The sequence below is a fragment of the Paraburkholderia sp. J41 genome, assembly GCF_905220235.1.
Classification (GTDB): Bacteria; Pseudomonadota; Gammaproteobacteria; order Burkholderiales; family Burkholderiaceae; genus Paraburkholderia.
Genome location: NZ_CAJMZE010000003.1, coordinates 189226 through 210912, shown reverse-complemented (window position 1 = coordinate 210912; position 21687 = coordinate 189226). Strand labels below are relative to the sequence as shown.

Annotated in this window: 22 protein-coding genes; 4 read left to right on the top strand and 18 right to left on the bottom strand. The window is 66.2% G+C overall.

All coding sequences use genetic code 11. The features are described from left to right. Positions 1–582 precede the first annotated feature (582 nt). From U5805_RS04555 to U5805_RS04515, 9 genes are all read right to left on the bottom strand, one after another. Positions 583–1548, bottom strand: a complete 966-nt coding sequence (locus U5805_RS04555; protein WP_322102246.1) for a VOC family protein — start codon at positions 1546–1548, stop codon at positions 583–585. Positions 1549–1562: 14 nt separating this feature from the next. Beyond that, on the bottom strand, positions 1563–3059 hold the full coding sequence (locus tag U5805_RS04550) for an aldehyde dehydrogenase (protein WP_322102245.1): 1497 nt from the start codon (positions 3057–3059) through the stop codon (positions 1563–1565). A 16-nt stretch (positions 3060–3075) separates the two neighbouring features. Continuing rightward, on the bottom strand, positions 3076–3903 hold the full coding sequence (locus tag U5805_RS04545) for an aspartate dehydrogenase (RefSeq protein ID WP_322102244.1): 828 nt from the start codon (positions 3901–3903) through the stop codon (positions 3076–3078). Further along, a complete protein-coding gene (locus tag U5805_RS04540; protein WP_322102243.1) occupies positions 3896–5554 on the bottom strand; it encodes a thiamine pyrophosphate-binding protein in 1659 nt (552 codons plus the stop codon). The genes U5805_RS04545 and U5805_RS04540 overlap by 8 nt, the downstream gene beginning before the upstream one ends. Continuing rightward, positions 5547–6344, bottom strand: a complete 798-nt coding sequence (locus U5805_RS04535; protein WP_322102242.1) for an SDR family oxidoreductase — start codon at positions 6342–6344, stop codon at positions 5547–5549. Before U5805_RS04535 ends, U5805_RS04540 begins: the two co-directional genes overlap by 8 nt. Continuing rightward, positions 6345–7214, bottom strand: a complete 870-nt coding sequence (locus U5805_RS04530; protein WP_322102241.1) for an IclR family transcriptional regulator — start codon at positions 7212–7214, stop codon at positions 6345–6347. It lies immediately after the preceding gene. Beyond that, complete coding sequence (locus tag U5805_RS04525) at positions 7211–8155, bottom strand: alpha/beta fold hydrolase (RefSeq protein ID WP_322102240.1); 945 nt, start codon at positions 8153–8155, stop codon at positions 7211–7213. The genes U5805_RS04530 and U5805_RS04525 overlap by 4 nt, the downstream gene beginning before the upstream one ends. Before the next feature lie 7 nt (positions 8156–8162). Next, on the bottom strand, positions 8163–8702 hold the full coding sequence (locus U5805_RS04520) for a cupin domain-containing protein (protein ID WP_322102239.1): 540 nt from the start codon (positions 8700–8702) through the stop codon (positions 8163–8165). A gap of 69 nt (positions 8703–8771) precedes the next feature. Continuing rightward, a complete protein-coding gene (locus tag U5805_RS04515; protein WP_322102238.1) occupies positions 8772–9542 on the bottom strand; it encodes an SDR family oxidoreductase in 771 nt (256 codons plus the stop codon). Between the two features lie 392 nt (positions 9543–9934). On the opposite strand from U5805_RS04515, the gene U5805_RS04510 reads away from it, so the two are divergent. Beyond that, on the top strand, positions 9935–11008 hold the full coding sequence (locus U5805_RS04510; RefSeq protein WP_322102237.1) for a porin: 1074 nt from the start codon (positions 9935–9937) through the stop codon (positions 11006–11008). A 113-nt stretch (positions 11009–11121) separates the two neighbouring features. Here the strand turns inward: U5805_RS04510 and U5805_RS04505 are convergent, their stop codons facing one another. The 7 genes from U5805_RS04505 to U5805_RS04475 form a co-directional block, all read right to left on the bottom strand. After that, positions 11122–12117 carry an IclR family transcriptional regulator gene (locus tag U5805_RS04505; RefSeq protein WP_322102236.1) on the bottom strand — a complete coding sequence of 332 codons (996 nt, stop codon included), beginning with the start codon at positions 12115–12117 and terminating at the stop codon, positions 11122–11124. A gap of 192 nt (positions 12118–12309) precedes the next feature. Beyond that, complete coding sequence (locus U5805_RS04500) at positions 12310–13299, bottom strand: PDR/VanB family oxidoreductase (RefSeq protein ID WP_322102235.1); 990 nt, start codon at positions 13297–13299, stop codon at positions 12310–12312. A gap of 213 nt (positions 13300–13512) precedes the next feature. Then, positions 13513–13971 carry a RidA family protein gene (locus U5805_RS04495; protein ID WP_322102234.1) on the bottom strand — a complete coding sequence of 153 codons (459 nt, stop codon included), beginning with the start codon at positions 13969–13971 and terminating at the stop codon, positions 13513–13515. Positions 13972–13985: 14 nt separating this feature from the next. Continuing rightward, entirely contained in the window at positions 13986–15005 is a 1020-nt protein-coding gene (locus tag U5805_RS04490) for an aromatic ring-hydroxylating dioxygenase subunit alpha (RefSeq protein ID WP_322102233.1), read from the bottom strand. Between the two features lie 16 nt (positions 15006–15021). Further along, positions 15022–15237, bottom strand: a complete 216-nt coding sequence (locus tag U5805_RS04485) for a recombinase-like helix-turn-helix domain-containing protein (protein WP_415914534.1) — start codon at positions 15235–15237, stop codon at positions 15022–15024. Next, the gene (locus tag U5805_RS04480) at positions 15237–15569 is read right to left on the bottom strand and encodes a hypothetical protein (protein WP_322102231.1); all 333 of its coding nucleotides are present in this window, start codon (positions 15567–15569) and stop codon (positions 15237–15239) included. The genes U5805_RS04485 and U5805_RS04480 overlap by 1 nt, the downstream gene beginning before the upstream one ends. Before the next feature lie 41 nt (positions 15570–15610). Then, positions 15611–16978 carry an MFS transporter gene (locus U5805_RS04475; RefSeq protein WP_322102230.1) on the bottom strand — a complete coding sequence of 456 codons (1368 nt, stop codon included), beginning with the start codon at positions 16976–16978 and terminating at the stop codon, positions 15611–15613. Positions 16979–17341: 363 nt separating this feature from the next. Here U5805_RS04475 and U5805_RS04470 point away from each other — a divergent pair, with 363 nt between their 5' ends. Both U5805_RS04470 and U5805_RS04465 read left to right on the top strand, forming a co-directional pair. Next, positions 17342–18460, top strand: a complete 1119-nt coding sequence (locus U5805_RS04470; protein WP_322102229.1) for an FAD-dependent monooxygenase — start codon at positions 17342–17344, stop codon at positions 18458–18460. 37 nt (positions 18461–18497) lie between these two features. Continuing rightward, a complete protein-coding gene (locus tag U5805_RS04465; protein ID WP_322102228.1) occupies positions 18498–19259 on the top strand; it encodes an IclR family transcriptional regulator in 762 nt (253 codons plus the stop codon). Between the two features lie 275 nt (positions 19260–19534). On the opposite strand, the gene U5805_RS04460 is transcribed toward U5805_RS04465, so the two are convergent. Together U5805_RS04460 and U5805_RS04455 are read right to left on the bottom strand one after the other, a co-directional pair. Next, positions 19535–20269: an ABC transporter substrate-binding protein gene (locus tag U5805_RS04460; protein ID WP_322102227.1), complete on the bottom strand. Its 735-nt coding sequence runs from the start codon at positions 20267–20269 to the stop codon at positions 19535–19537. 213 nt (positions 20270–20482) lie between these two features. Further along, a complete protein-coding gene (locus tag U5805_RS04455) occupies positions 20483–20686 on the bottom strand; it encodes a cold-shock protein (protein ID WP_322102226.1) in 204 nt (67 codons plus the stop codon). 253 nt (positions 20687–20939) lie between these two features. Between U5805_RS04455 and U5805_RS04450 the strand changes: the two genes are divergently transcribed. Beyond that, a complete protein-coding gene (locus U5805_RS04450; RefSeq protein ID WP_322102225.1) occupies positions 20940–21608 on the top strand; it encodes an HAD family hydrolase in 669 nt (222 codons plus the stop codon). Positions 21609–21687 lie beyond the last annotated feature (79 nt).

Sequence of the window (21687 nt, the reverse complement as noted above, 5' to 3'; positions counted from 1 at the left end):
CCGGCCCGGCGAATCGCCTCGTCAAGCCAAGCATCGTCAATTTACGGGCGTCGAGCGGGGTTGGCTGTTAGTTGCACTTCACGGATAACGCCGGAAAGTCGAAAGGAACTCGCATCGGCTCGCGAACCTCGCCCGCCGCCGCCCCAGCGAAAACGCATGGACAAACAACCGTGCCCGAATTAATCGTCACGGCAGCGCAGGCACGTTTCAGGGGTTATAAAAACAGAAAACCGCGCATTAATCGCTGATTAATGCGGTGAAAATTAACGCGGATAACCGGGCTATTTTTCCGGTTTACATGACGGGAAATCGAACGCCGATTCCCCGCAGAGACAGAAGGTAACGCCCCGGCCAGCGGGCGTTCCTTCGTTTTTTTGCGCCCTCGGAAGGCAATACAAGCCTATTAAACGATATTAGCGTTGTCAAACACGAATACGGCACGCAAACGTTAAACCAAAAAAACCGGCCGCATTATATTAATCCTGCATCAAATGCTTAAATCGCGCCTTATCGGCAGGCAATTGGGGCAATGGGGCAAGCAATTGGGCGGCACGCGCCGCGCCGCATCGCCCGCTTCGGCCATCAGCCTTTCCTGGCGTCCGTCATGAACTTGCCTTCGGGCGCCTTCGCGTTGATCTGCCGCCGCGTGTTGCCGTCCAGGCCGCCGTCCACGGCCCATTCGGCGAACACCGTCGGGCCCGGCTCGAAGTCGCGCGGCTGCCATTCGGGCGTCAGTTGATCTTCGTCCGCGTAGTATTCGATCAAGCCGCCCGCCGGATTCTTGAAATACCAGAAATACGCCGACGAAACCGGGTGCCGCCCCGGCCCGAGCTGCGTTTCCCAGCCGCAGCGGCTGATATGCAAACCGCCGCCGAACACCTCGTGAATATCGCGCACCGTGAACGCCACGTGATTCAGCCCGCGCTTGCCCGTGGGCAGTTGCAGCAGGAACACGTCGTGATGACCGCCGTGCGGCGAGCAGCGCATGAACGCGCCGCGCTCCGGGTAACGGTCGGACATCTCGAAGCCCAGCCGCTCCTGATAGAAACGCTGATGCTCCGCGAGGCAATTCGTGAAGAACACGACGTGCCCCACTTCCACCGGCTCCGCACGTTCGTATACCGGACTCGGCGTATCCACGCGCAGCGTCTGGCCCCATACGTTGGAGGGCGAGCCTTTCACGTCGATGGCGCGCTTGCGCGTGACTTCCACGCGAATCGCCATGCCGTTCGGGTCGATGCAGCCCACGGCGTCGGCGTTCGAGTAATAGCCTTGCGCGCCCGCGAGGCGCTCGCGGTAGCCGTCGAGTTCGGCGGCCGTCGCCACGCCCCACGTCACTTCGCGCAGCGTCGAACCCGCCTCGAACGCGGGCGGCAGCGCGGGGTCGTCGGCGCGCACGGCCAGCACCGTGCAGCCGTTCAGCGTTTCGAAGCGCGCCTCGCCTGCGCCGTGCGCGACTTCGCGCATGCCCCAGTCGGAAAAGAACCGGCGGCAGGCGTCCAGATCCTCGACGCCATAGGTGATCTGTTCGATGCCCAGAATGGTCATGTTGCGTAGCCCTGTTAGTTCGCCCACGCCAGCGGCGCGTCGTTCAAGCCCCAGTAGAGGCTTTTTTGCTGCATGTACTCGCGAATGCCGAGCCGCCCTTTTTCGCGGCCCATGCCGCTCTCCTTCCAGCCCGAGAACGGCGTGGAAATCGAGAACAGCTTATAGGTGTTGATCCACACCGTGCCCGCTTCCAGCGCGCGCGCCACGCGATACGCGCGCTTGTAGTCGCGCGTCCAGATGCCGGCGGCGAGACCGAACACGCTGTCGTTGGCTTCTTTCAGCAACGCGGCTTCGTCGTCGAACGGCATGGCCACCAGCACCGGCCCGAAAATCTCTTCCTGGCAGATGCGCGCGCTGTTCGCGAGCCCTTCGAGTATTGTCGGCTGATAGAAAAAACCCTGCTCGCGATCGTCGCCCACGGGCCGCTCGCCGCCGCACAGCAAACGCCCGCCTTCTTCCAGCCCGATCGCCACATAACGCTCGACCGATTCGCGATGCTTCGCGGTGATGAGCGGACCCATTTGCGTGGTTTCCCGCGCGGGATCGCCCACGCGCAACTGGCGCGCCTTCTGCACGAGACGGTGCATGAATTCGTCATAAACCGGCCGCTCGACGAACAGGCGCGAACCGGCGATGCACGCCTCGCCCGACGAGCTGAAAATGCCGTACAGCACGCCGTTGACCGCATGATCGAGGTCCGCGTCGGCGAACACCATCGTGGGCGACTTGCCGCCCAGCTCCAGCGACACCGGCATGAGCTTCTCCGCCGCGATGCGCGCGATGCCGCGCCCCACTTCCGTGCCGCCCGTAAACGACACTTTCTTCACGAGCGGATGCCGCACCAGCACGTCGCCGATCACCGAGCCCTTGCCCGGCAGCACGCTCAGCACGCCCGGCGGCACGCCGGCTTCCTCGCAGATGCGCGCGAGCGCGAGCGAGACGAGCGGCGTGACTTCGGCGGGCTTGAGCACCACCGCGTTGCCGGCCGCGAGCGCGGGCGCGAGCTTTTGCGCGTCGGACGCGATCGGCGAATTCCACGGCGTGATGGCGGCGATCACGCCGATCGGCTCATGAACGCTCATCGTCATGTAGTCGCCGCGCGAAGGCGTGAGTTCGTCGTCGAGCGTTTCGAGACACGCCGCGAAATAGCGGAACGTGTTCGCCGCGCTCGCCACCAGCACGCGCGTTTCGCCGATCGGCTTGCCGTTGTCGCGGCGCTGCAACTGCGCGAGCGCTTCGTGGCGCGCCATGATGAGATCGGCGATGCGATACAGCACCAGCGCGCGCTGATGCGGCTTGAGCCCGGCCCAGTCCGGCTTGCGCCACGCGAGGTCGGCGGCGTCCACCGCTTCGCGCGCGTCGTCCGCGTTCGCGGTCGTGATTTCGGCGTTCACCGAACCGTCCGCCGGATACTGGCTCGCGAACGTCGCGCCGCGCCCGCGCTTCCACACGCCGCCCACGAAGATATCGGCGGTCGGCACCAGCGAGGCGATGATGTCCTTGTCTGACATGTCGGGCTTCCTTGAATCAGATCACGCAGTGCGCCGCACGGTTGCGCAGCGCGCGTATCGCGCTGAACGCGGTCAGCGCGGAGGTCTTGGGGTTGTCGGGCAGCGGCTTGCCGCACATTTCCAGCGACATTTCGCCGAATGCGCCCGTGGCCACGATGCGATGCACGTTGCGCGCGACCTGCGGATCGGCGATCAAACGCACGCGCGTTTCGTCGAGACCCAGGCCCGCGAGCGCGACCGTCGCCGCCACGTTGGCGTTCTTCGGATACAGCCGCGCCGCTTCGCGCGCGCTGCCTTCGAAGATCACGCGCGCCTCGGTGAGCGCGTGCAGGTCGCACAGCGCTTCGGCGGGCGTGCCGAGCCAGCCGATGGGCGGCTTGCGGCCGATGTACTGCACGTCGTCGAGACCGCCCTCTTTCGCGGAAGCCAGCGCGTCGATGCCGCCGATCGCGCCGGAAAGCAGCGAAACCGTGGCGTTGCCTTCGGTGGCCGCCGTTTCCAGCGCTTCGAGCAGCGAGAGATCGGACAGCGCGCCGATCGACGCCACGGCGCAGTCGGTGCCGGACTTGAGCAGCGGCACCACATGGTCGATCAACGCGCCGTGCCCCGCGCATTCGAGCGCGAAACGCGGCTGGCGCGCGAGCGCCGCGACGGAACTGACGACGTCCACGCCGGGGCCGGTCAGCGCGCGCACCGCGTCGCACTGATGCTCGGGCACGACGACCTGCGCGACGCGCACCAGCGCGTCGGCGGCCACGGCGCGATACACCGTCCGGCCGATCGCGCCGAAGCCGATCATCGCCACGTCAATGCGCCCGCCGGGCGCGAACGCGTGCTCACGCATGTTCGGGCTCCTCTTTCTTGACGGGCGGGCCGGCGAACGCGGTGGCGAACGAGCCGATCGAAAGCATGTCGACTTCCACCATCACCGGGCCGCTTGCCGCCATGCCGTCGCGAATCACCGCATCGACCTGTTCGAGCGCCGAGATGCGATAGTGCTTCATGCCGAAGCTCGCGCAGAACTGCGCGAATTCGGGTTGATGCAGTTGCACGTAGCAGCGGCGGCCGCCGTACTGCGCGTCCTGAATGTTGCGGATCACGCCGTAGCACTGGTCGTTCATCAGCACGATCATCACGTTGGCGTTTTCCTGCACGGCCGTGACGAGTTCGCCCACGTTGACCATCAAGCCGCCGTCGCCCACGAGACACACCGTTTTCGCGGCCGCGTTGGCGAGCGCCGCGCCGATCGCCATCTGCACGCCCTGGCCGATGCCGCCGCCCAGCGCGTGAACGCCCGCGCGCGGCTCGAAAATCTTCAGCAAGCGGTTGCCCCACGTGCTGTTCGAGATCGTCACGTCGCGCACCCAGTTGAAGTCGCGGCCCACGGCGCGTTGCAGCGCGTCCACGAGCTGCTTGTACGGCCCGAGGCCCTTGCCCGTTTCGGCCACGGCCACCTCGTGCGTGGCGGCCAGATCCCGCGCGAATTCCGGATCGACGTGAATGCGGCCTTCGAGCAGCGTGGCGAGTTCGTCGAGAATCGCGGCCGAGTCGCCGTGTACGAACTGCGTGTTGCGATAGCCGCGATTGTCCGCGAGCGCGTCCGCGTCGATGCGATAAAGCGGCTGCGGCAGCGCGAGCTTGTACTTGAGCGTTTCGTTGCCGCGCAGACGCGAGCCGACCACGAGCATCGCGTCGCAGGTGCGATAGAACGCTTCCACGCTGCCCTGCACGTTGAACGCGCCGAGCGTGGCCGGATGATCCTCGGGCAGCACGCCGCGGCCCTGCACGCTCGTCACCACGCCGAAGCCGAGCTTCACGAGGCGCTCGACCTGGGCGCGCGCATGGCGCGCGCCGCCGCCCACCCACAGGAGCGGGCGCTTCGCGCCGGCCAGCGCGTCGGCGAGTTGCGCGACGCGCTGCGAGTCGTGCGTGGGCAGGCTCACGTGCGGCGCGGCGAGATCGGCGGGCCATTCGACCTGCGCCGCCTGAATGTCGATGGGAATCTCCACGCTCACCGGGCCGCTCGGCGCCGTCTGCGCGACGCGCACCGCTTCGCGCACCGTCGCGAGCGCCGTTTCCACCGAACGCACGCGATACGCGGCCTTCGAGATCGACGCGAGCATGGTCAGTTGATCGGGCGCTTCGTGAATGTAGGCGAGGTCTTGATCGAGATACGTGGTTTCGATCTGCCCCGTGATGTGTACGAGCGCGGTGCCCGCCGTGAGCGCTTCGACCATCGCGCCGGCCGCGTTGCCCGCTGCGGTGCCGGTGCTCGTGAACGCCACGCCCAGGCCGCCCGAGACGCGCGCGAGGCCGTCGGCCATGTTGAGCGCGCCCGCTTCGCCGCGCGCGCCCACGTAGCGGATCTTGCCGCGCGTGTTGATCGCATCGAGGATCGGCATGTTGTGAATCGAGATCACGCCGAAAGCGGTATGGACGCCGCACTGTTCGAGAAAAGCGGCGATCAGTTCGCCAACCGTCGTGGTATTAGACATGACGTGCAACGCCTCCTGAGACATCGATATGGCTTCCCGTCGTATAGGACGACAGCGGGGTGGCCAGATAAAAAAGAGCTTGTGCGGCTTCCTCGGGACGCCCGAAGCGGCCCAGCGGAATCTTCTTCTGGCGCGCGAGTTCGCCGGTCCAGTCCTCCCAGCTTTGGCCCGGCTGCGCCTGCGTTTCGTAGCGGCGCCGCCACTGCCCCGACTCGACGATGCCGATCAGGATCGAGTTCACGCGCACGCGCCTCGGCGCCAGTTCCACGGCGAGCGACTTGACGAGATTGAGCACCCCGGCGCGCGCCGACGAAGTCGCGACCATGTGCGGCTCGGGCTGCAACGCGAGCAGCGAATTCACGCAGACGATCGCGCCGTGCGGCGACTGTTCGAGCGCGGGCAGGAACGCGCGCGTCGGGCGGACGATGCTGAAGTACTTGAGGTCGAGTTCCTCGCGCCAGGCGTCGTCGGTGGTGTCGGCGAAGGTGGACACGCGGCCCTGGCCCGCGTTGTTCACGAGCATGTCGGCGCGGCCGAACGCGGTGCGCACCGAAGCGGCGAAACGCGCGACGTCTTCGGCGTCCAGCACGTCGCAGCGCGCCGCCAGCAGCTTCGCGCCGGGAAACGCGTCGCGCAGCGCGCTTTCGGCGCCGGCGAGGCGTTCGGCGTTGCGCCCGCAAATGGCCACGGACGCGCCCGCCTGTAGAAACAGCCGCGCCGCGGCGAGCCCGATGCCGGACGATCCGCCCGTCACCACGGCCACCTGTCCTGTGAGGTCGATCTGAATCATTTAAAGCCCCAATGCCTTCATAAAACGATGTTCGGCCGGCGGCCGGTAATTGAGCCGCAGCGAAAGTTGCAGCGCCGTCTCGCGCACTTTCTCGATCAGGCCGCTTTCGAGCAGCGTGGTGTCGATGTGCGCGCGCGGCACCGTCGTGGTGACGACGGCCGCGATGCGCCCGGTGTCGCCGCGAACCGGCGCGCTCACGACGGAAATGCCGTGTTCGAACGACGATTCGCTCGTCGCGTAGCCGCGTTCGGCGTCGAGCTTCACGCGCTCGTACAGTTCCTCGACGGTGCCAGGCGTATGACGCGTGAAGCGTTCGAGCGTGACGCCCGCATACAGCTCGCGCAGTTCGTCGAGCGTGTGGTCGCCCATCAGCACGTGGCCGTGCGTGGTCGCATAGGCGGGCAGCCGCGTGCCCACGTTCACCTTCACCGCGCTGAACGCCGGCGCATGGCTCTGCGCCCTGGCGACGAACACCACGTCGCGGCTGTCGAGAATCACGATATGCGTGGAAAGCCCCGTGCTGTCGCGCAGCGCCTCGATCAGCGGCAAGCCGAGATCGGTCAGTTCGAGCGAACTCAGGTATTCGAAGCCGAGACGCAGCACGGCCACGCCCAGGCGATAGTTGCGCTCGCTGTCGGCGCGTTCGAGAAAGCCGAGCGATTCGAGCGTCTGCAACAGGCGGAACACGGTCGTGCGCGGAATGCCGAGCCGGCGCGACAACTCGGGCGCGCCCAGCACCGGCTCGCGCGGCGAGAACTCGCTGAGTATGCGCAGCCCGCGCTCGAGTCCCGGCACGCGGTAACTGACTTCGCTGACTTCGCCCGCTTCCTCCGCGCTTTCCGATACGCCACCGGTCGGTGCCAGCGTCATGCCTTCGTCTCCTGTTGCCGTGCGGCTTGTTGGCTGCGATCGCACGCCGTGCAGAACGTGTCGATGAGCGTGTTGTAAATGCCGGGCGCTTCGACATAGCCCGCGTGTCCCGCGCCCGCGATAAATTGCAGCGGCACGTTCGCGGCCTGCGCGATGCGCTCGCACGCGGCGGGCGGCGTGATGCGGTCCGCCTCGCCGACCGCCACGCAAACGGCGCTGTCCTGCGCGCTGTCTTGAGCGCTGTCCTGCGCGTTGTCCCGAGAATCGTGCGGATACCGCGCGACGTCGCCGGCGAGATCGGCGTTGGCGAGCAGGTGCGTGGCTTGGGCATAACCCGCGGGCACGATGCGCGCCATGTTCCAGCGCACCCATTCGCGCGCGGGCTCGCTTGCCGTCGGCGAGAGCATGTTCGCGCTGCGCTGCGCGGCAAGCCCTTGCGGCCCCAGTTCCGCCAGCATCGCGAGGCGCGCGTCGCGTTTTTGCGCGCGCACCGCTTCGCTCGCCGCGCCATAGCCGGCCGCGGGCGAGAGCAACGCAAGACCCGCCACGCGCCGCGAATGCGCCGCTGCAAAACGGCCCGCGACGATCGCACCCAGCGAATGACCGACCAGCACGCATCGGTCGATGCCGAGCGCGTCGAGCCACGCGCGCAACGCGTCGGCGTAATCGGCGGCGTGCGGCGACGCGGCTTCCACGGGCGTCGACTCGCCGTAACCCGGCGCGTCCCACGCCAGCACGCGGCGCGTCGCGCCAAGCGCTTCGAGCTGCTGCACCCACGAAGCCGCGCCCGACCCGATGCCGTGCAGCAGCACAAGCGGCAACGAAGCCTCGTGCGCGGCGCCGCTTTCCCGGTAGCCGACAACGCGCGACGGCGCCACGTCCGCGCGGCGCGCGGGGAATGCGGCAAGCCGGGCCTCGAATGACAGGTCGGTCGAGCGCATGGCGGCCTTACTTCGCGAGATCGCGCTTGATCTTCGCGAGCGGGGAATCCGGCGGATACGTGGGCGTGACGGGCTTCGGCGAGCCGAGCATCACGCACATCAGCGCATCTTCCTCGCCGACGTTGACTTCCGTGCGATAGACGCCCGGCGGCACCGAAATCAGATCGCGCTCGCCCAGCACCGATTCCCACGTTTGCCCGTCGCGCTCGCAGATCACTTTCATCTTGCCGCGCAGCACGAAGAAAATTTCTTCGACGTCCATATGAATGTGGCTCGGACCTACGTTGCCGGCCGGAATCACCATCGTCGAGAACGTGAAGCCGCCGGCGGGCACGGTGTTCACGTCTTTCGCCACGCCGGTGCCGCCCGTGCCCACGTAACGCATTTGCGCGCGGCGGTATTTCGGGTCGTAGTCGGCCTGGAACTTCAACGCGTCCCAGTCGTAACGGCGTGTGGCGAAGCGCGCGACGCGCCCTTCCATCCATTGTTCGAAGCTCGCGTCAGCGGGCTGGTCCCACGATTTACGTTCGATATCGGCATCGGCCATCGTCATTCTCCAAATGGGCTCGCTAGTTGGCTCGCTCGAAAGCGAGGCTCGGTTCAATCGGGTTCGATCTCAATTCATCACGAAGCCGCCGTTGACCGGCAGCACCTGGCCCGTCACGAAGCGGGCCGCGTCGGACAACAGAAACAGCACCGGCCCCGTCACGTCGCCCGCCACCTGCGAGCGCGAAATGGCACGGCCCTGCCGGTAGTGCGCGTGGCGTTCGGCGGGCACGTAAGCGGTGGCTTCCACTTCGGTGAGGCCCGGCGCGACGGCGTTCACGGTGATGCCGTGCGCGCCGAACTCGCGCGCGAGCGAGCGCGTCATGGCGATCACGGCGCCCTTGCTCGCCACGTAAGCGAGCAGCCTGGGCGCGCCCCAGATCGCCGTGTCGGACGCGATGTTGACGATGCTCGCGCACGCCGACTCGCGCAGATGCGGCAACGCGGCCACGCACATGCGCCAGGTGCCGCGCACGTTGACGTTCATCACCGCGTCCCACGTTTCGAGGCTCAATTCGTCGGCGAGGCGCCCGCCCGAGTTCGTAATCGCGGCGTTGTTCACGAGCGCGTCCACGCCGCCCATGCGTTGCGCGGCCGCTTGCACGAAGACGTCGATGCTGGCGGCGTCGGCGAGATCGAGCGCGACGAAATGCACGTTCGCGCCGAGCCGTTCCGCAAGCCGGCGGCCTTCGTCATGCAGCACGTCGCCGAACACGACCTGCGCGCCGTCGGCGGCCAGTTTTTCGACGAAGTCCGCGCCAAGACCGCGCGCGCCGCCGGTCACGATCACGCGCCGGCTGGCCAATGCACCGCTCGCCTGGCGGGTCGACTGGAGTTCCATCCCTCGCTCCGGTTGTTGTTCCATATAAGGAACGTCGGTTTATATATGGTCATTATAGAGTCAGCGGACGCCGATCAAAAAAAGAAATTTACCGGCGTCAGGGAAAACACTAGCGGCGACGGAAAGCGCGCCTGCATCTTTCATGTCGCGCGCGCATATCGCTGCAAAACACGCGTGTCCACATCGGGTAAGCCCCAACCCCAAAAGTTTTTTTGACCAGCTTCAAGCCTCACTATAATTTTCCATAGGCGATACGTTGTTTCATATATGGAACTAACAAGAATAAACGGATGCGCCGGGTCCCCACGCCGCGGAGGGTGTTGCTTCTCGCGACGCTGGCCATGTCGGGCAATGCAGGACCCAAACATAACCACTCTTCAGGAGTACCAACGGTGAAACGCATCATTGCTGCCGGCGTGGCAGGTCTTGTGGTGAGTTCGGCGGCGTCGGCGCAGAGCAGCGTCACGCTGTACGGCAGCCTCGACGCGGGCGTGGCCTACGTCAGCAACGTCGGCGGCCATTCGAAGTGGATGGAAGAACAGGGGAACACGCAGCCGGACCGCTGGGGCCTGCTCGGCACCGAGGACCTGGGCGGCGGCCTGAGCGCCGTGTTCCGGCTCGAAAGCGGTTTCTACACGAACACGGGCAGCTTCGCGAAAGCGGGCACGCTGTTCAACCGGCAGGCGTATGTCGGCTTGAACGACGACAAGATCGGCCAGCTCACGCTCGGCCACCAGACGCCGTTCAACTTCGACGTGCTGGGGCCGTTCAGCACCGCGTATCTGGCGCAAAGCTGGTTCGCGTTCCACCCGGGCAACATCGACGAACTCGCCGATACGGGCGTCGTGCCGTTCGACAACTCGGCCAAGTTCCGCTCGGCGAACTTCTACGGCTTCACCGTGGGCGCGATGATGGGTCTCGGCAACACGACCAACTTCGCGACGGGCCGCAACTACGGCTTCACCGTCACGTATGCGAACGGGCCGTTCAAGGCCGGCGCGGTTTATTCGAACGAGCACAACCGCACGCCGTCCATCGTGACCACGGGCATCACGAGCTTCCAGGGCGTGGCGGCGGCGAACTATACGGCCGACAAGGTCGAGAACATGGGCGCGGGTCTGTCGTATCAGCTCGGCAAGCTGCTGGTACATGGCGTGTACACGCGCGTGAAGCTGCAATCCGCCGGCTTCTCGAACACGTATCAGAGCTACGACGTGGGCGCGAACTACCAGATCACGCCGTTCAACAGCGTGGCGGGCGGCGCGGCCACGACCACGCTGGCGGGCCACCGCTGGACGCAGTTCGAGATCGGCGACATCTACTCGCTTTCAAAGAACACGCAGCTCTACGCGAACGTGCTGTACGAGCGCACGAACGGCAACACCGACGCGGCGTTCTTCACGGCGGGCGTGTCGAGCGGGCGCAATCAGACCATCGTGCTGACGGGCATTCACCACTCGTTCTAAGCGCGGCTTGAGCGCGGTTTAAGCGCGATTCGAGCGCGATTCGAGCGCGGAAGAAAGCGGCGGCGCGCACGGCACCGCCGCTTTTTTTTGGCTTTTGAGCCGGGCGCGCCGCGTCAGGCGTTCGCGTAAGACAGCGTGGGGTCGCCCACGCGCGGCCGGTAGTTGAGCCGCGCCGAAAGATCGAGGGCCGCCTGGCAGGCGCGCGCGACGAGCGGCGCGCGTTCTTCGTCGCCGATGTCGGAGCGCGGCACGGTAACCGTGAGCGCCGCCACGATGCGGCCCGCATGGTCGCGCACCGGCGCGCTGATCGCGGAAATGCCGCGCTCGAACGAGGCTTCGCTCAGCGCGTAGCCCTGCGCCGCCGTGGCCCGAATGCGCTGATACAGCTCGTCGACGGTCGCGGGCGTGCGTTCGGTGAAGCGCTCCAGTTGCCGCTCGGGATAGAGGCGTCGCAGGTCGGCGAGCGTCAGGTCGCCCATCAGCACCTGACCGTGAACGGTGGCATGCGCGGGCAGCCGCGTGCCGACATGCACCTTCACGGAACTGAACATGGGGTCGCGCGTTTGCGCTCGCGCGACGAATACCACGTCGCGCTCGTCGCGAATCAGCAGATGGGAGCTGAAACCCGTGTCGTCGCGCAGACGGTCGAGAATGGGCTGGCCGAAATCGGTCAATTCCAGCGAACTCAGATATTCGAAGCCCAGCCGCAGCACCGCCACGCCCAGCCGGTAGCTGCGCTCGCCGGCCGCGCGCTCCAGGAAGCCGAGCGATTCGAGCGTTTGCAGCAGCCGGAACGTGGTGGTGCGCGGAATACCGATGCGCCGCGACAACTCGGGCGCGCCCAGCACCGGCTCGTGCGAGGAGAATTCGGCGAGGATGCGCAAGCCGCGCTCCAGGCCCGGCACGGAATAGGCCGAAGCGCCGCCACCGGTCTCGTCGTCGGGTTCGGCTGAGACGGGAACGGAAGCGGGACCGGAAGCGGGACCGGAAGCGGCTTTGGCGCCGGGCGCGGGCGCGTCCGGCGTGGCGGTTTCGTCGGCTTCACCGGCCTTGCGCGCCTTCCTGGCCGTGGGCCGTTTTGCTGCGCCTGTCGTAGTTGCTCGCGCCATGATCGGCAAAAATCGCAGTAGAGAGACTGCGATAATAGCGTGAAGGCATGGCGCAGTCGCCGTTCTCACGTATATGGCGCTCTCCCGGCGCGCGCTTTCACGCGCGGCATGTGCGCGCGGCATTCGCGAGAAACCGCGAAAAACCGCCGAAAAAGCCGGGCAAAAACCCGCCAAAAACCCGGCAAAAGCCGCTTAAAGATCGAGCACGAGCTTCTCGCCCTTGCAGCCCGACACGCACACCATCATCACCTGATTACTCGCGCGTTCGGAGGCGCTCAGCACCGAATCGCGATGATCCGGGCAGCCGGAGAGCACGCGCGTTTCGCACGAGCCGCAAATGCCTTCCATGCAGCTATGGTCGACGTTGACGCCCGCTTCCAGCAGCGAGTCGAGCAAGCTTCGGCCCGGCGCGACTTCCACCGCTTTCCGGCTGCGCGCCAGCTCCACGCTGTAGCCGTGACTGGCCGCGGGCTCGGCCTGCACCACGGCCGCAAAGCGCTCGATATGCCGGTTCGCGATGGCGACGCTTTCGCACGCGGCGTCGAAGGCGTCGAGCATGGGCGCGGGGCCGCAGCAGTACACGTGCGCGTCGGCGGGCACGCTCGCCAGGTATGCTTTCAGGTCGACGGGGCGGCCGTCGTTTTCGGCGTCGAAATGCACGTCGAGTTTCGCGCCGGTCGGGCTGGCTTCGCTCATCGCGCGCAGTTCGTCGATGAACGCCGCATGGTCCGCGCTGCGCGCGCAGTACAGCATCTGCACCGGACGGCCCAGTTCGATCAGGCGGCGATACATGCAGAGAATCGGCGTGACGCCAATCCCGCCCGCGATCAGCACGCTATGCGCGGCGCTTTCATCGAGCGCGAACAGATTGCGCGGCGCCGAAAGCTGCACGCTCATGCCCACGCGAAAATTCTCGTGGATGAAGCGCGAGCCGCCGCGCCCTTTCTTGTCGATCTGCACGCCAACCACATAGCGGTCGGTCTCGCCGCACGGATTGAGCAGCGAGTAGCTGCGCAACAGGCCGCTGGCCAGATGCAGGTCGATATGCGCGCCCGGCTGGAACGCCGGAAAGCGCTCGCCGCGCGGCGGAATCAGCTCGATGCTCATGATGCCCGGCGCCTCGTGCCGCAGCGTGCGAACGAGGGCCGTGAAACCGCCTTGGGTGCCTGCTGGATTGCTCATCTTTGCGTCTCTCTACTCTCTGCTGTGCTGCCTGTCTTGCCGCTCGTTTTGCCGCCGATAATTGCTGCCGACGTCGCCGCCGATAATTGCCGCTCGCGTGTTGCCCGCCTTTTTGCCCGCGCATTGCCCGCGTGTTGCCCGCGCATTGCCCGCCTGTTTGCCCGCGATACGGCTCGCGACGCCGCTTTTGGCGCACCGCCAGCCGCGCCGCGTTCACCGCACCGCCTGCTTCGCTCCAAGCCGCGCGCACGCCTCGATCTCCACGCGCAATTCCGGGAACACCAGTCCCGAGACTTCCACGAGCGTCGAGCACGGGTACGCGCCGCCCGCTTCCACCTGCGCGGCGAAGAACGCCTGCCGCGCGCGCCCGACCTCGGCCTTGTCGGCGATATCTGTCACGTAGACCACGAGCTTGTAGATGCCGCCGGTCTCGCCGCCCGCCGCCTCGACGAGCGCGCGAATCTTCTCCAGCACCGCCAGCGTCTGCTCGTAGGCGGAAAGCGGCTTGCCCGCCTCGCTCGCCTCGCGCGTGGCCGGATGCGCGGTCATGCCCGACATCACGATCTCGTCGCCGATCACGAGCGCGTTGCTCCACGTCGCGTGCGGCGCGTCGGGCACCGTCTCGCAACGCACGCGCCCGATCGCCCGATGCCCTGCGCTCGCTGCGTTCATTGCGCTCGCTGCGTTCATTGCGCCGATCCGGCTTCGATCTGCGCCTTGGCAAGATTGCGCAGATGCCGGCGCAGCCGCACGATGCCCATGTCGTGCTGATACAGATGCTCGCTCTGGTTCGCGTCCGGCTCCATGAATTCGAGAATCTCGCGATCCTGTTCGAGCACGGCCCAATGGCGCGCTTCCAGGCGGTTGCGATACAGGAAGCGCCACGTGTCGCGCTGCCAGCCTTCCACCTTGCGGCAGCGCCAGTGGAACACGGCCGCCATGTTCGGGCCGATCGGCGTATAGCTGCCGATGATGATGAAGTTGCCGCCGGGGCCGCCCGTTTTCGGATACGGAATTTCGAGGCGCAGCCAGTGCAAGCCGGTGTCGGCCCATTCGGTCCAGTCGAAGTTCACGTCGCGCTGGCCGACTTTCTCGAACATGAAGCCCCGGTCGGTGTCGCGAATCGCAAAGGTCGCGCTGATATCGCCTTCGGACATCGAGTGCGACTGCTTGTGCAGATACGCACCGTGCATCGGGTCCATCACGTTGTCGAGCACGTAGCGGTAATCGCCCTTCCACTCCGTGTAGCAGAGGAACGACGAAAAGTCCTCGCCCGTGAGTTCCTCGGGCAGCACGAGCGGCGGCGGCTCGTCGATATTGGCCGCCGAGTTGTAGAGAAACAGCACGCCCGCGCGCTCGCGCACATGGAACGAGCGCGCGCCGCGCGAACCTTCGAGCTTGCAGCCGGGGCTGCCCGGCACCGAAGTCACCACGCCGTCGCAGCGCACGTGTACGCCGTGATACCCGCACTGGATGCGGTCGCCCAGCACCACGCCGCGCGAGAGCGGCGCGCCGCGATGCGGGCAATGATCTTCGAGCGCGTAAGGCGTGCCGTCCACGTCGCGCCAGAACACGAGCTTGCGGCCGAGGCGGCGCAGCGAGACCGGTTCCTGCTTCACGAACGACGACGGGCAAACCGGATACCACAGATTGTGCAGTCCGCGCGCCAGCGTGCCTTCGATATCGTCCTTTTGATCCGTATTCATGGGGTTCTCCGAATGTTCACTGTCCCAGGCGCGCCATCTCGGCACGGAAGTTGTCTTCCGTCCAGGCCTCGCCGTTTTGCGCGCGCGGCCCGGATTCGTTCAGATAGGCGACCAGTTCCGCCAGAACGGTGATGCCCTGGCCGAAGGCGCGTTCGATCGCGTCGCCGAGCAGGTTTTCGTATTGGGTCGGGGGACGTTGCCGCGCCTGATGCGGCTCAAGATATCGATCCATCATTTACCTCCATTGCGAACCCGCTCGCGAATGCGTTCGCGAACCGGCAAAAAATCGTAAGTGGGAAAACATTCGGTGCTGAACACGCCCCATGCCGAGCGCTCGAGTTCCAGGTTCACGACCGGCAGCAGGCGCGGCGGCACGTCGAGCGTGACGATCTGGCCGAAACCCATCGCCACCGTCCACGAGACGATGCGCACGCCTTCGGGCGGAAAGCGGTCCCACCATTCGGCTTCCTTGAGCCGGGTCTGGATCGCGTCGAGATTGTTCGATTGGTCGTGCCGCAGGAACACGGTGATGAGAACCGTATCCGGGGCGTTGTCGGACGTCATCGCGCTCACTCCTTGTTGCAGGGGGGCCATCGTTCTTCCAATCAGGTTTCGAGCTGCTCGAGGACGCGGCCCTTCGTTTCGATGCCGAGCCAGTGAATGATCACGGCGGCCACGAACAGCACCGCGCCGAATGCGTAAAACGCGACGCTGATGTTGGTGGTAATGGTCTTCGAAACGAGCGCGGGCGCGGCGATCGCGGCGATCTTCAGCCACGCGCTGCCCACGCCGCAGCCGAGCGCGCGCACGCTGGTGGGGTACAGCTCGGGCGTATACACATAAGCGGTGATGAAGCCGCAGCCGAGCAAGCCGAACGAGAGCGCGCAGAACGTGCCCACCACGTACACCGAGCTGTCGTGGAAGATCGCCGCGCAGAACAGCGCCGCCGCGCACAGCAGGAACGAGACGTTGATGACCGGCTTGCGGCCTACCTTGTCCACCACCAGCGCGCAGATCAGCGAACCCACCACGCCCAGCACCGAAGCGCCCACCGCGAGATTCAGCGCGAGTTGCAGCGGCGCGTGATAGACCGTCTTGTAGATGGTCGGCAGCCACGTGAGCAGGCCGTACTGGATCACGCCGCACGTCATCCACAGCATGGCCACGGCAATCGTGCGCTTCAGATACAGCGGGCCGAACAGGTCGCGCACGGTGCGCTTCGGGTGAACCGGCGTCAGTTGCGCGAGTTCGGCGTCGCCCGCTTGCGGCAGCGGCGGCAGCGCGCCCTTGACGCTCGCCTCGAACGCGGCGAGGGAGGCGGCCGCCTCCGTCATGCGGCCGTGTTGACCGAGCCAGCGCGGCGACTCGGGCACGAGGCGGCGCAGCGTGAAGAACAGGATCAGCGGAATGCCGCCCACGAAATAAATCACTTCCCAGCCGAGCTTCGGCACGAGCCACGCGCCCAGCGCGTTCGACACCAGCAGGCCGATCGGGAAAATGATTTCGTAAAGCAGCACGAAGCGGCCGCGCCCGTGCGCGCGCGTGATCTCGCTGATATAGGCCGCCGCGACCGGCAACTCGCCGCCCAGCCCGATGCCCTGCGCGGCGCGCAGCGCGACGAACACCGCATACGAAGGCGCGAAGCCGCACGCGATGCTCGTGACGCCGATGATGCCGGAACTCCACGCGATCGTCCGCACGCGGCCGAAGCGCTCCGCCAGCGCCGGAAACAGCAGCGCGCCCACCAGTTGCCCAACCGAACCGGCCGCGATCAGAAACGCGATCTGCGAGGGCGAAAGACCCCACTTCGCGATCAGCATCGGCAGCGTGGCTGCGATGGCGATCACGTCGAAACCGTCGAAAAACGTCGCGCAGCCGATCAGCACGCGCGCGCGCACCTGCATCGCGTTGCCGGGCAGCCGCTCCATGCGGGCGACGATACCGCCCATCGTCAGGCCATTGGGCGCGCTCATGGCGCCGGCGCCTGCTGCACTGTTCACCTCGACCTTCATATCCATAAGGTTTGCATCGTCAAGTTACGGTTGAACGGTCACCGTGGTCTCTTTCGCGGGCCACCTGTTCCGTATAAGGAACAACGATTCGTATATGGTGAATTTTACGCCGTGTATTCGCCCAGAAAAAAATGATTTTCGGATGTTCAGGGAAAACACTGACGCGCGAGGTCCATCGTCCCGCCCACTCGTGCTTGACACCGATTTATGTATCGCATCCGGGCGACAGAAACCGTTGCGGACAAAATAAAAAGCTCCCACAATCCGCTCTGTTCATTTTCTTATCAACGTGTTCATTTTTGAACAGATGCAAGCGAGGGCGTTATGAAGGTCGGAATCAACGGCGGCGGAATCGGCGGATTGGCGGCGGCCATCGCCATCGGGCGCGCGGGGCACGAAGTCACGGTGTTCGAGCAGGCCGAGGCGTTCGGCCGCGTGGGCGCCGACATCAACCTCACGCCCAACGCGGTGCGCGCGCTCGACGGGCTGGGAATCGGCGATCTGCTGCGCGAAACGGCGGCGCGGCCTTCGGCGCGCATCAGCCGCATGTGGGATACCGGCGCGGAAACCTCGCGCCTGCCGATGTCGGACGAAGCCGAGCGCCAGTACGGCGCGCCGCAACTGACGATGCATCGCGCCGACGTGGTGAACGCGCTCGCCCAAGCCGTGCCCGCGGAGCGCCTGCGGCTCGGTCATCGCGTCACCGGTTTCGCGCGCCGCGACGCGGGCGCATCGATCCGGCTCGCCGACGGCAGCGCGCACGACTTCGATCTCGTGATCGGCGCGGACGGCATTCATTCGGGCGTGCGCGAATTCGTCTTCGGCGAAGACCGGCCGCAATTCACCGGCGTGGTCTCGTATCGCGCCGTGGTGCCGGCCGCGAAGCTCGCCGGCCTCGAACTGGGCGCGTTCGTGAAGTGGTGGGGCCCGACGCCCGAATCGCAGATCGTGACCTTCCCGCTCAACCGCGGGCGCGACGTGTTTATCTTCGCGACCACGGCGCAAACGGACTGGACCCACGAGTCGTGGACCGCGCCCGGCGACCCCGATGCATTGCGCGACGCCTACCGGCATTTCCACGCCGATGCGCGCGCGCTGCTCGCCGCGTGCGACACGGTGCTCGCCTCCGCGCTGTACGTGCGCGATCCGCTGCCGCTGTGGAGCGAGGGCGGCTTCACGCTGCTCGGCGATGCCTGCCACCCCATGATGCCGTTCATGGCGCAAGGCGCGGGCATGGCGATCGAAGATGCGGTGGTGCTGTCGCGCGCGCTGGAAGGCGCGTCGGCCGCGACGCTCGGCACGGCCCTTCAGCGTTACGAAGAGGCGCGGCGCGAGCGCACCGCGCGCATCCAGATCGGCTCGCGCGGCAACAACTGGCTCAAGGAAGGCGGCAACGCCGATTGGGTCTATGGCTACGATGCCTGGCGCGTTCCTCTGGCATGATTCGGTCCTTGCGAAAACGACCTGAATCCGTACCGCCATGACCGCACCCGATAACCGGCCGGCCGATGCCTCCGGCGCCGTCGAGCGCTCGCTGCGCCTGCTTCGCTTCATTGCCGAAGGCGGCAGCACGCGCAACATCAGCGAGGCCGCGCGCCAGATCGGCGTCAACCGCGTCACGCTGATGCGTCTCATCGCGGTGCTGGAACAAGCGGGCATGCTCGTCGGCGAGGCGGACGGGCATCGCCTCGGCATGCCGTTTCTCACGCTCGCTTCGGCCGCGCTCGGTTCGTCCAGTCTCATCGCGCGGGCGCGCGAAGTGCTGCCGGGGCTCGCGGCATCCACGCGCATGTCGGCGTATCTGGTCGTGCGCGAGGACCACGAGATCGTCTACTGGCTGTCCGAAACGCCGGACACGCCGCTCGTGAGCCAGATACGCGTGGGCAGCCGCCTGCCCGCCTATCGCGCGACGCCGGGTCTCGCGATGCTCGCGCTGCTCGAACCCGGCGAAGTCGAACATATGTGCGCGACGGCGTGGCGCGAAAGCGATGCGCCCGCGTGGGACGCGTTATCGGCGCGGCTCGCGGCCATACGCGCCGAAGGCTGCGCGTGGAGCCGCTCGGGCCTCGAAGCGGGCATCGACTCGTGCGCGGCGCCCATCGTGCGCGGCGACGGCGCCGTGCTCGCCGCCTTGAGCGTGGCGGGACCGTCGCAAATGTTCGCCGATCGCCCGCGCGCCTTCGATGCGCTCGCCGACCAGTTGAAGCACGCGGCCCATCAAATCTCGCGACTGGTGATCTGATCGCGCCGTCATGACGCATGAGCGGGCGATGTCATAACCCGTGAGCGGGCGATAGAACGTCATAACGCGTGAGCGGGCGATAGAAACGGAACCGCGCGACTGCCGCGCGGAAAAACGGGATTCACGCGAAGGCGGAAAACGCTTTGACGAAAGCGCTTTGTCGAAAGCGCTCACATGCCGGCGGCGGTAAAAAACGCGCCGGCCTTGCGCCGAATCTAAACTTTGAAAGCCGGTACGGAAACGACCGCCGCCACGCGCGCGGTCAAGCCCGCCGTTCAGTCCGCCGGCGCGACGGAAGCGCCGCGAATGCCGTGGCGTTCGAGCGCGCCGGCCACGAAACCCGAGCGCTTCATCTCTTCCACGAACGCACGCAACGCTTCGGCGGCCGCCTCGCCCCGGCTTTTGGCCACGCCCATCGCCTGGCGTATCACCATGAAGCGCTCGTCGAGCAAACGCAACCCGCCCGCCTTCGCGGCATCGGCTTCGAGTTGCTGCTTCACGCCCGCCGCCACTTCCAGCTGCTGATCGAGAAACGTTTGCACGACCGCGGGCGAAGTCGGCGCACGCACGATCTGCGCGGCTTTCAGTTCGCGCGTGAGAAAGAGGTCGTAGGCGCTGCCCTTGCCCACCGCGACGCGATGATTTGCGTCATCGACCTGCGCATTGCTGCGAATGGGCGAATCGTCGCGCACGAGATAGAAGCCTTCGATCAGCACGTAAGGCGCGGTGAAGGCGATGGTTTCGCCGCGTTTGGGATCGACGGCGAAGAAACCGAAGTCGGCGCGCTCGTCGCTCACGGCTTCGACGGACTGCGCCGCCGTGTCGAACACCACGAGTTCGAGCGGCACGCCAAGACGCTCGGCGAACGCGCGCGCAAGGTCGATGGACACGCCGAACGGCTCGCCGGTTTGCGCGTCGCGGTTCGCAAGAATCGGATTGCCGAGATTGATGGAGGCGCGCAGCGTGCCCGTGAGCGCGAAAGCCTTGACGATAGCGGGATCCATAGCCATGAGAGTTCGTAGTGGACGCCATGCGCGTTCGCAGGCGGAACTCACAGGATATCGCGAAAGCGCGGCGGCGGCGCTTGCAAGGCGAGGCGAAACAGCGGGAACGGCGAGAACGGCGGGTAGTTGCGGATAACGGCGGATAACAGCGGGTAGCTGCGGGTAGCGGAGGGAGACAGCGGCGAGCGGAACGCAGACGCGAGCCGTCTCCCTCGCGCGTTAGAGCGCGGAGATGCTTCCGGCCTGCTTGCCCTTCGGGCTCATTTTGATTTCGAAACTGACTTTTTGATTCTCTTGCAACGAGCGAAAGCCGTTGCTCTGAATTTCCGAAAAGTGGGCGAACAAGTCCTCGCTGCCGTCGTCAGGCGTGATGAAACCGTAACCCTTTGCGTCGTTGAACCACTTCACCGTGCCGGTTGCCATACAGTCCTCTTCCATTTCAGTAAGTTTTCGCTACGCGCCGGATCGCACCGACGATCCGCCATCGCGAGGCGGAAGCCATGAGCATGCCTCGTGCCCGGAGGCCGTCGCATGCCGCCCGCGCGCGCCGCGCACTGCGCACTGCGGCGCGGCGCGTTGCGGCGGCCGTGCGGCATCGCAATTGCGCTCAAACCGTCGAGCGCACGGTCTTGACGCACGGTCTTAAGAAACGCGATCCACCACGCGAGGTTCGAGCATGATTCAGGCGGTAATTTTCGACATCGACGGCACTTTGGTCGACTCCGTGGACCTGCACGCGCTCGCGTGGCACGAGGCGTTCGCGCAGTTCGGTCATGCCGTGACGTTCGAGCAGGCGCGCAGCCAGATCGGCAAAGGCGGCGACCAGTTGCTGCCCGCCTTTCTCAGCGAACAGGAGATTGCCGACCACGGCGAAGCGCTCGAACAATGGCGCGGGCAGCGCTTCAAGTCGCGCCATCTCGGCAGCGTGCGGCCTTTTTCCGGCGTGCCCGAATTGTTCCGGCGCGTGCGCGACGCGGGGCTCAAGCTGGCCGTCGCCTCGTCGGCGAAAGACGACGAATTGCAAACGTATCTGGACATTGCCGGCGTGACGAAACTCGTGGACGCATCGAGTTCTTCCGCCGACGCCGAAAAGTCCAAGCCCGCACCCGATATCTTCGAGGCGGTGCTCGCGAAGCTCCGTCTTGCCGGACCCGACACGCTCGCCGTCGGCGACTCGCCCTACGACGCCCAGGCGGCCGGCAAAGCGGGAATCGGCTGCATTGGCGTGCTGTGCGGCGGCTTCACGGAAGCCAGCCTTCGCGACGCGGGTTGCCTCGCCGTTTATCCCGGCGCGGCGGCGCTGTTCGCGTGCTTCGACGCCTCGCCCATCGTGCGCGGGAAGTGAGTCGCACCGGAACCCGCCCGCTTTTCCCCGACCGTCATGCAATCTGGTACATGGCTTGCTTTCTCCTGCGCTCATCACC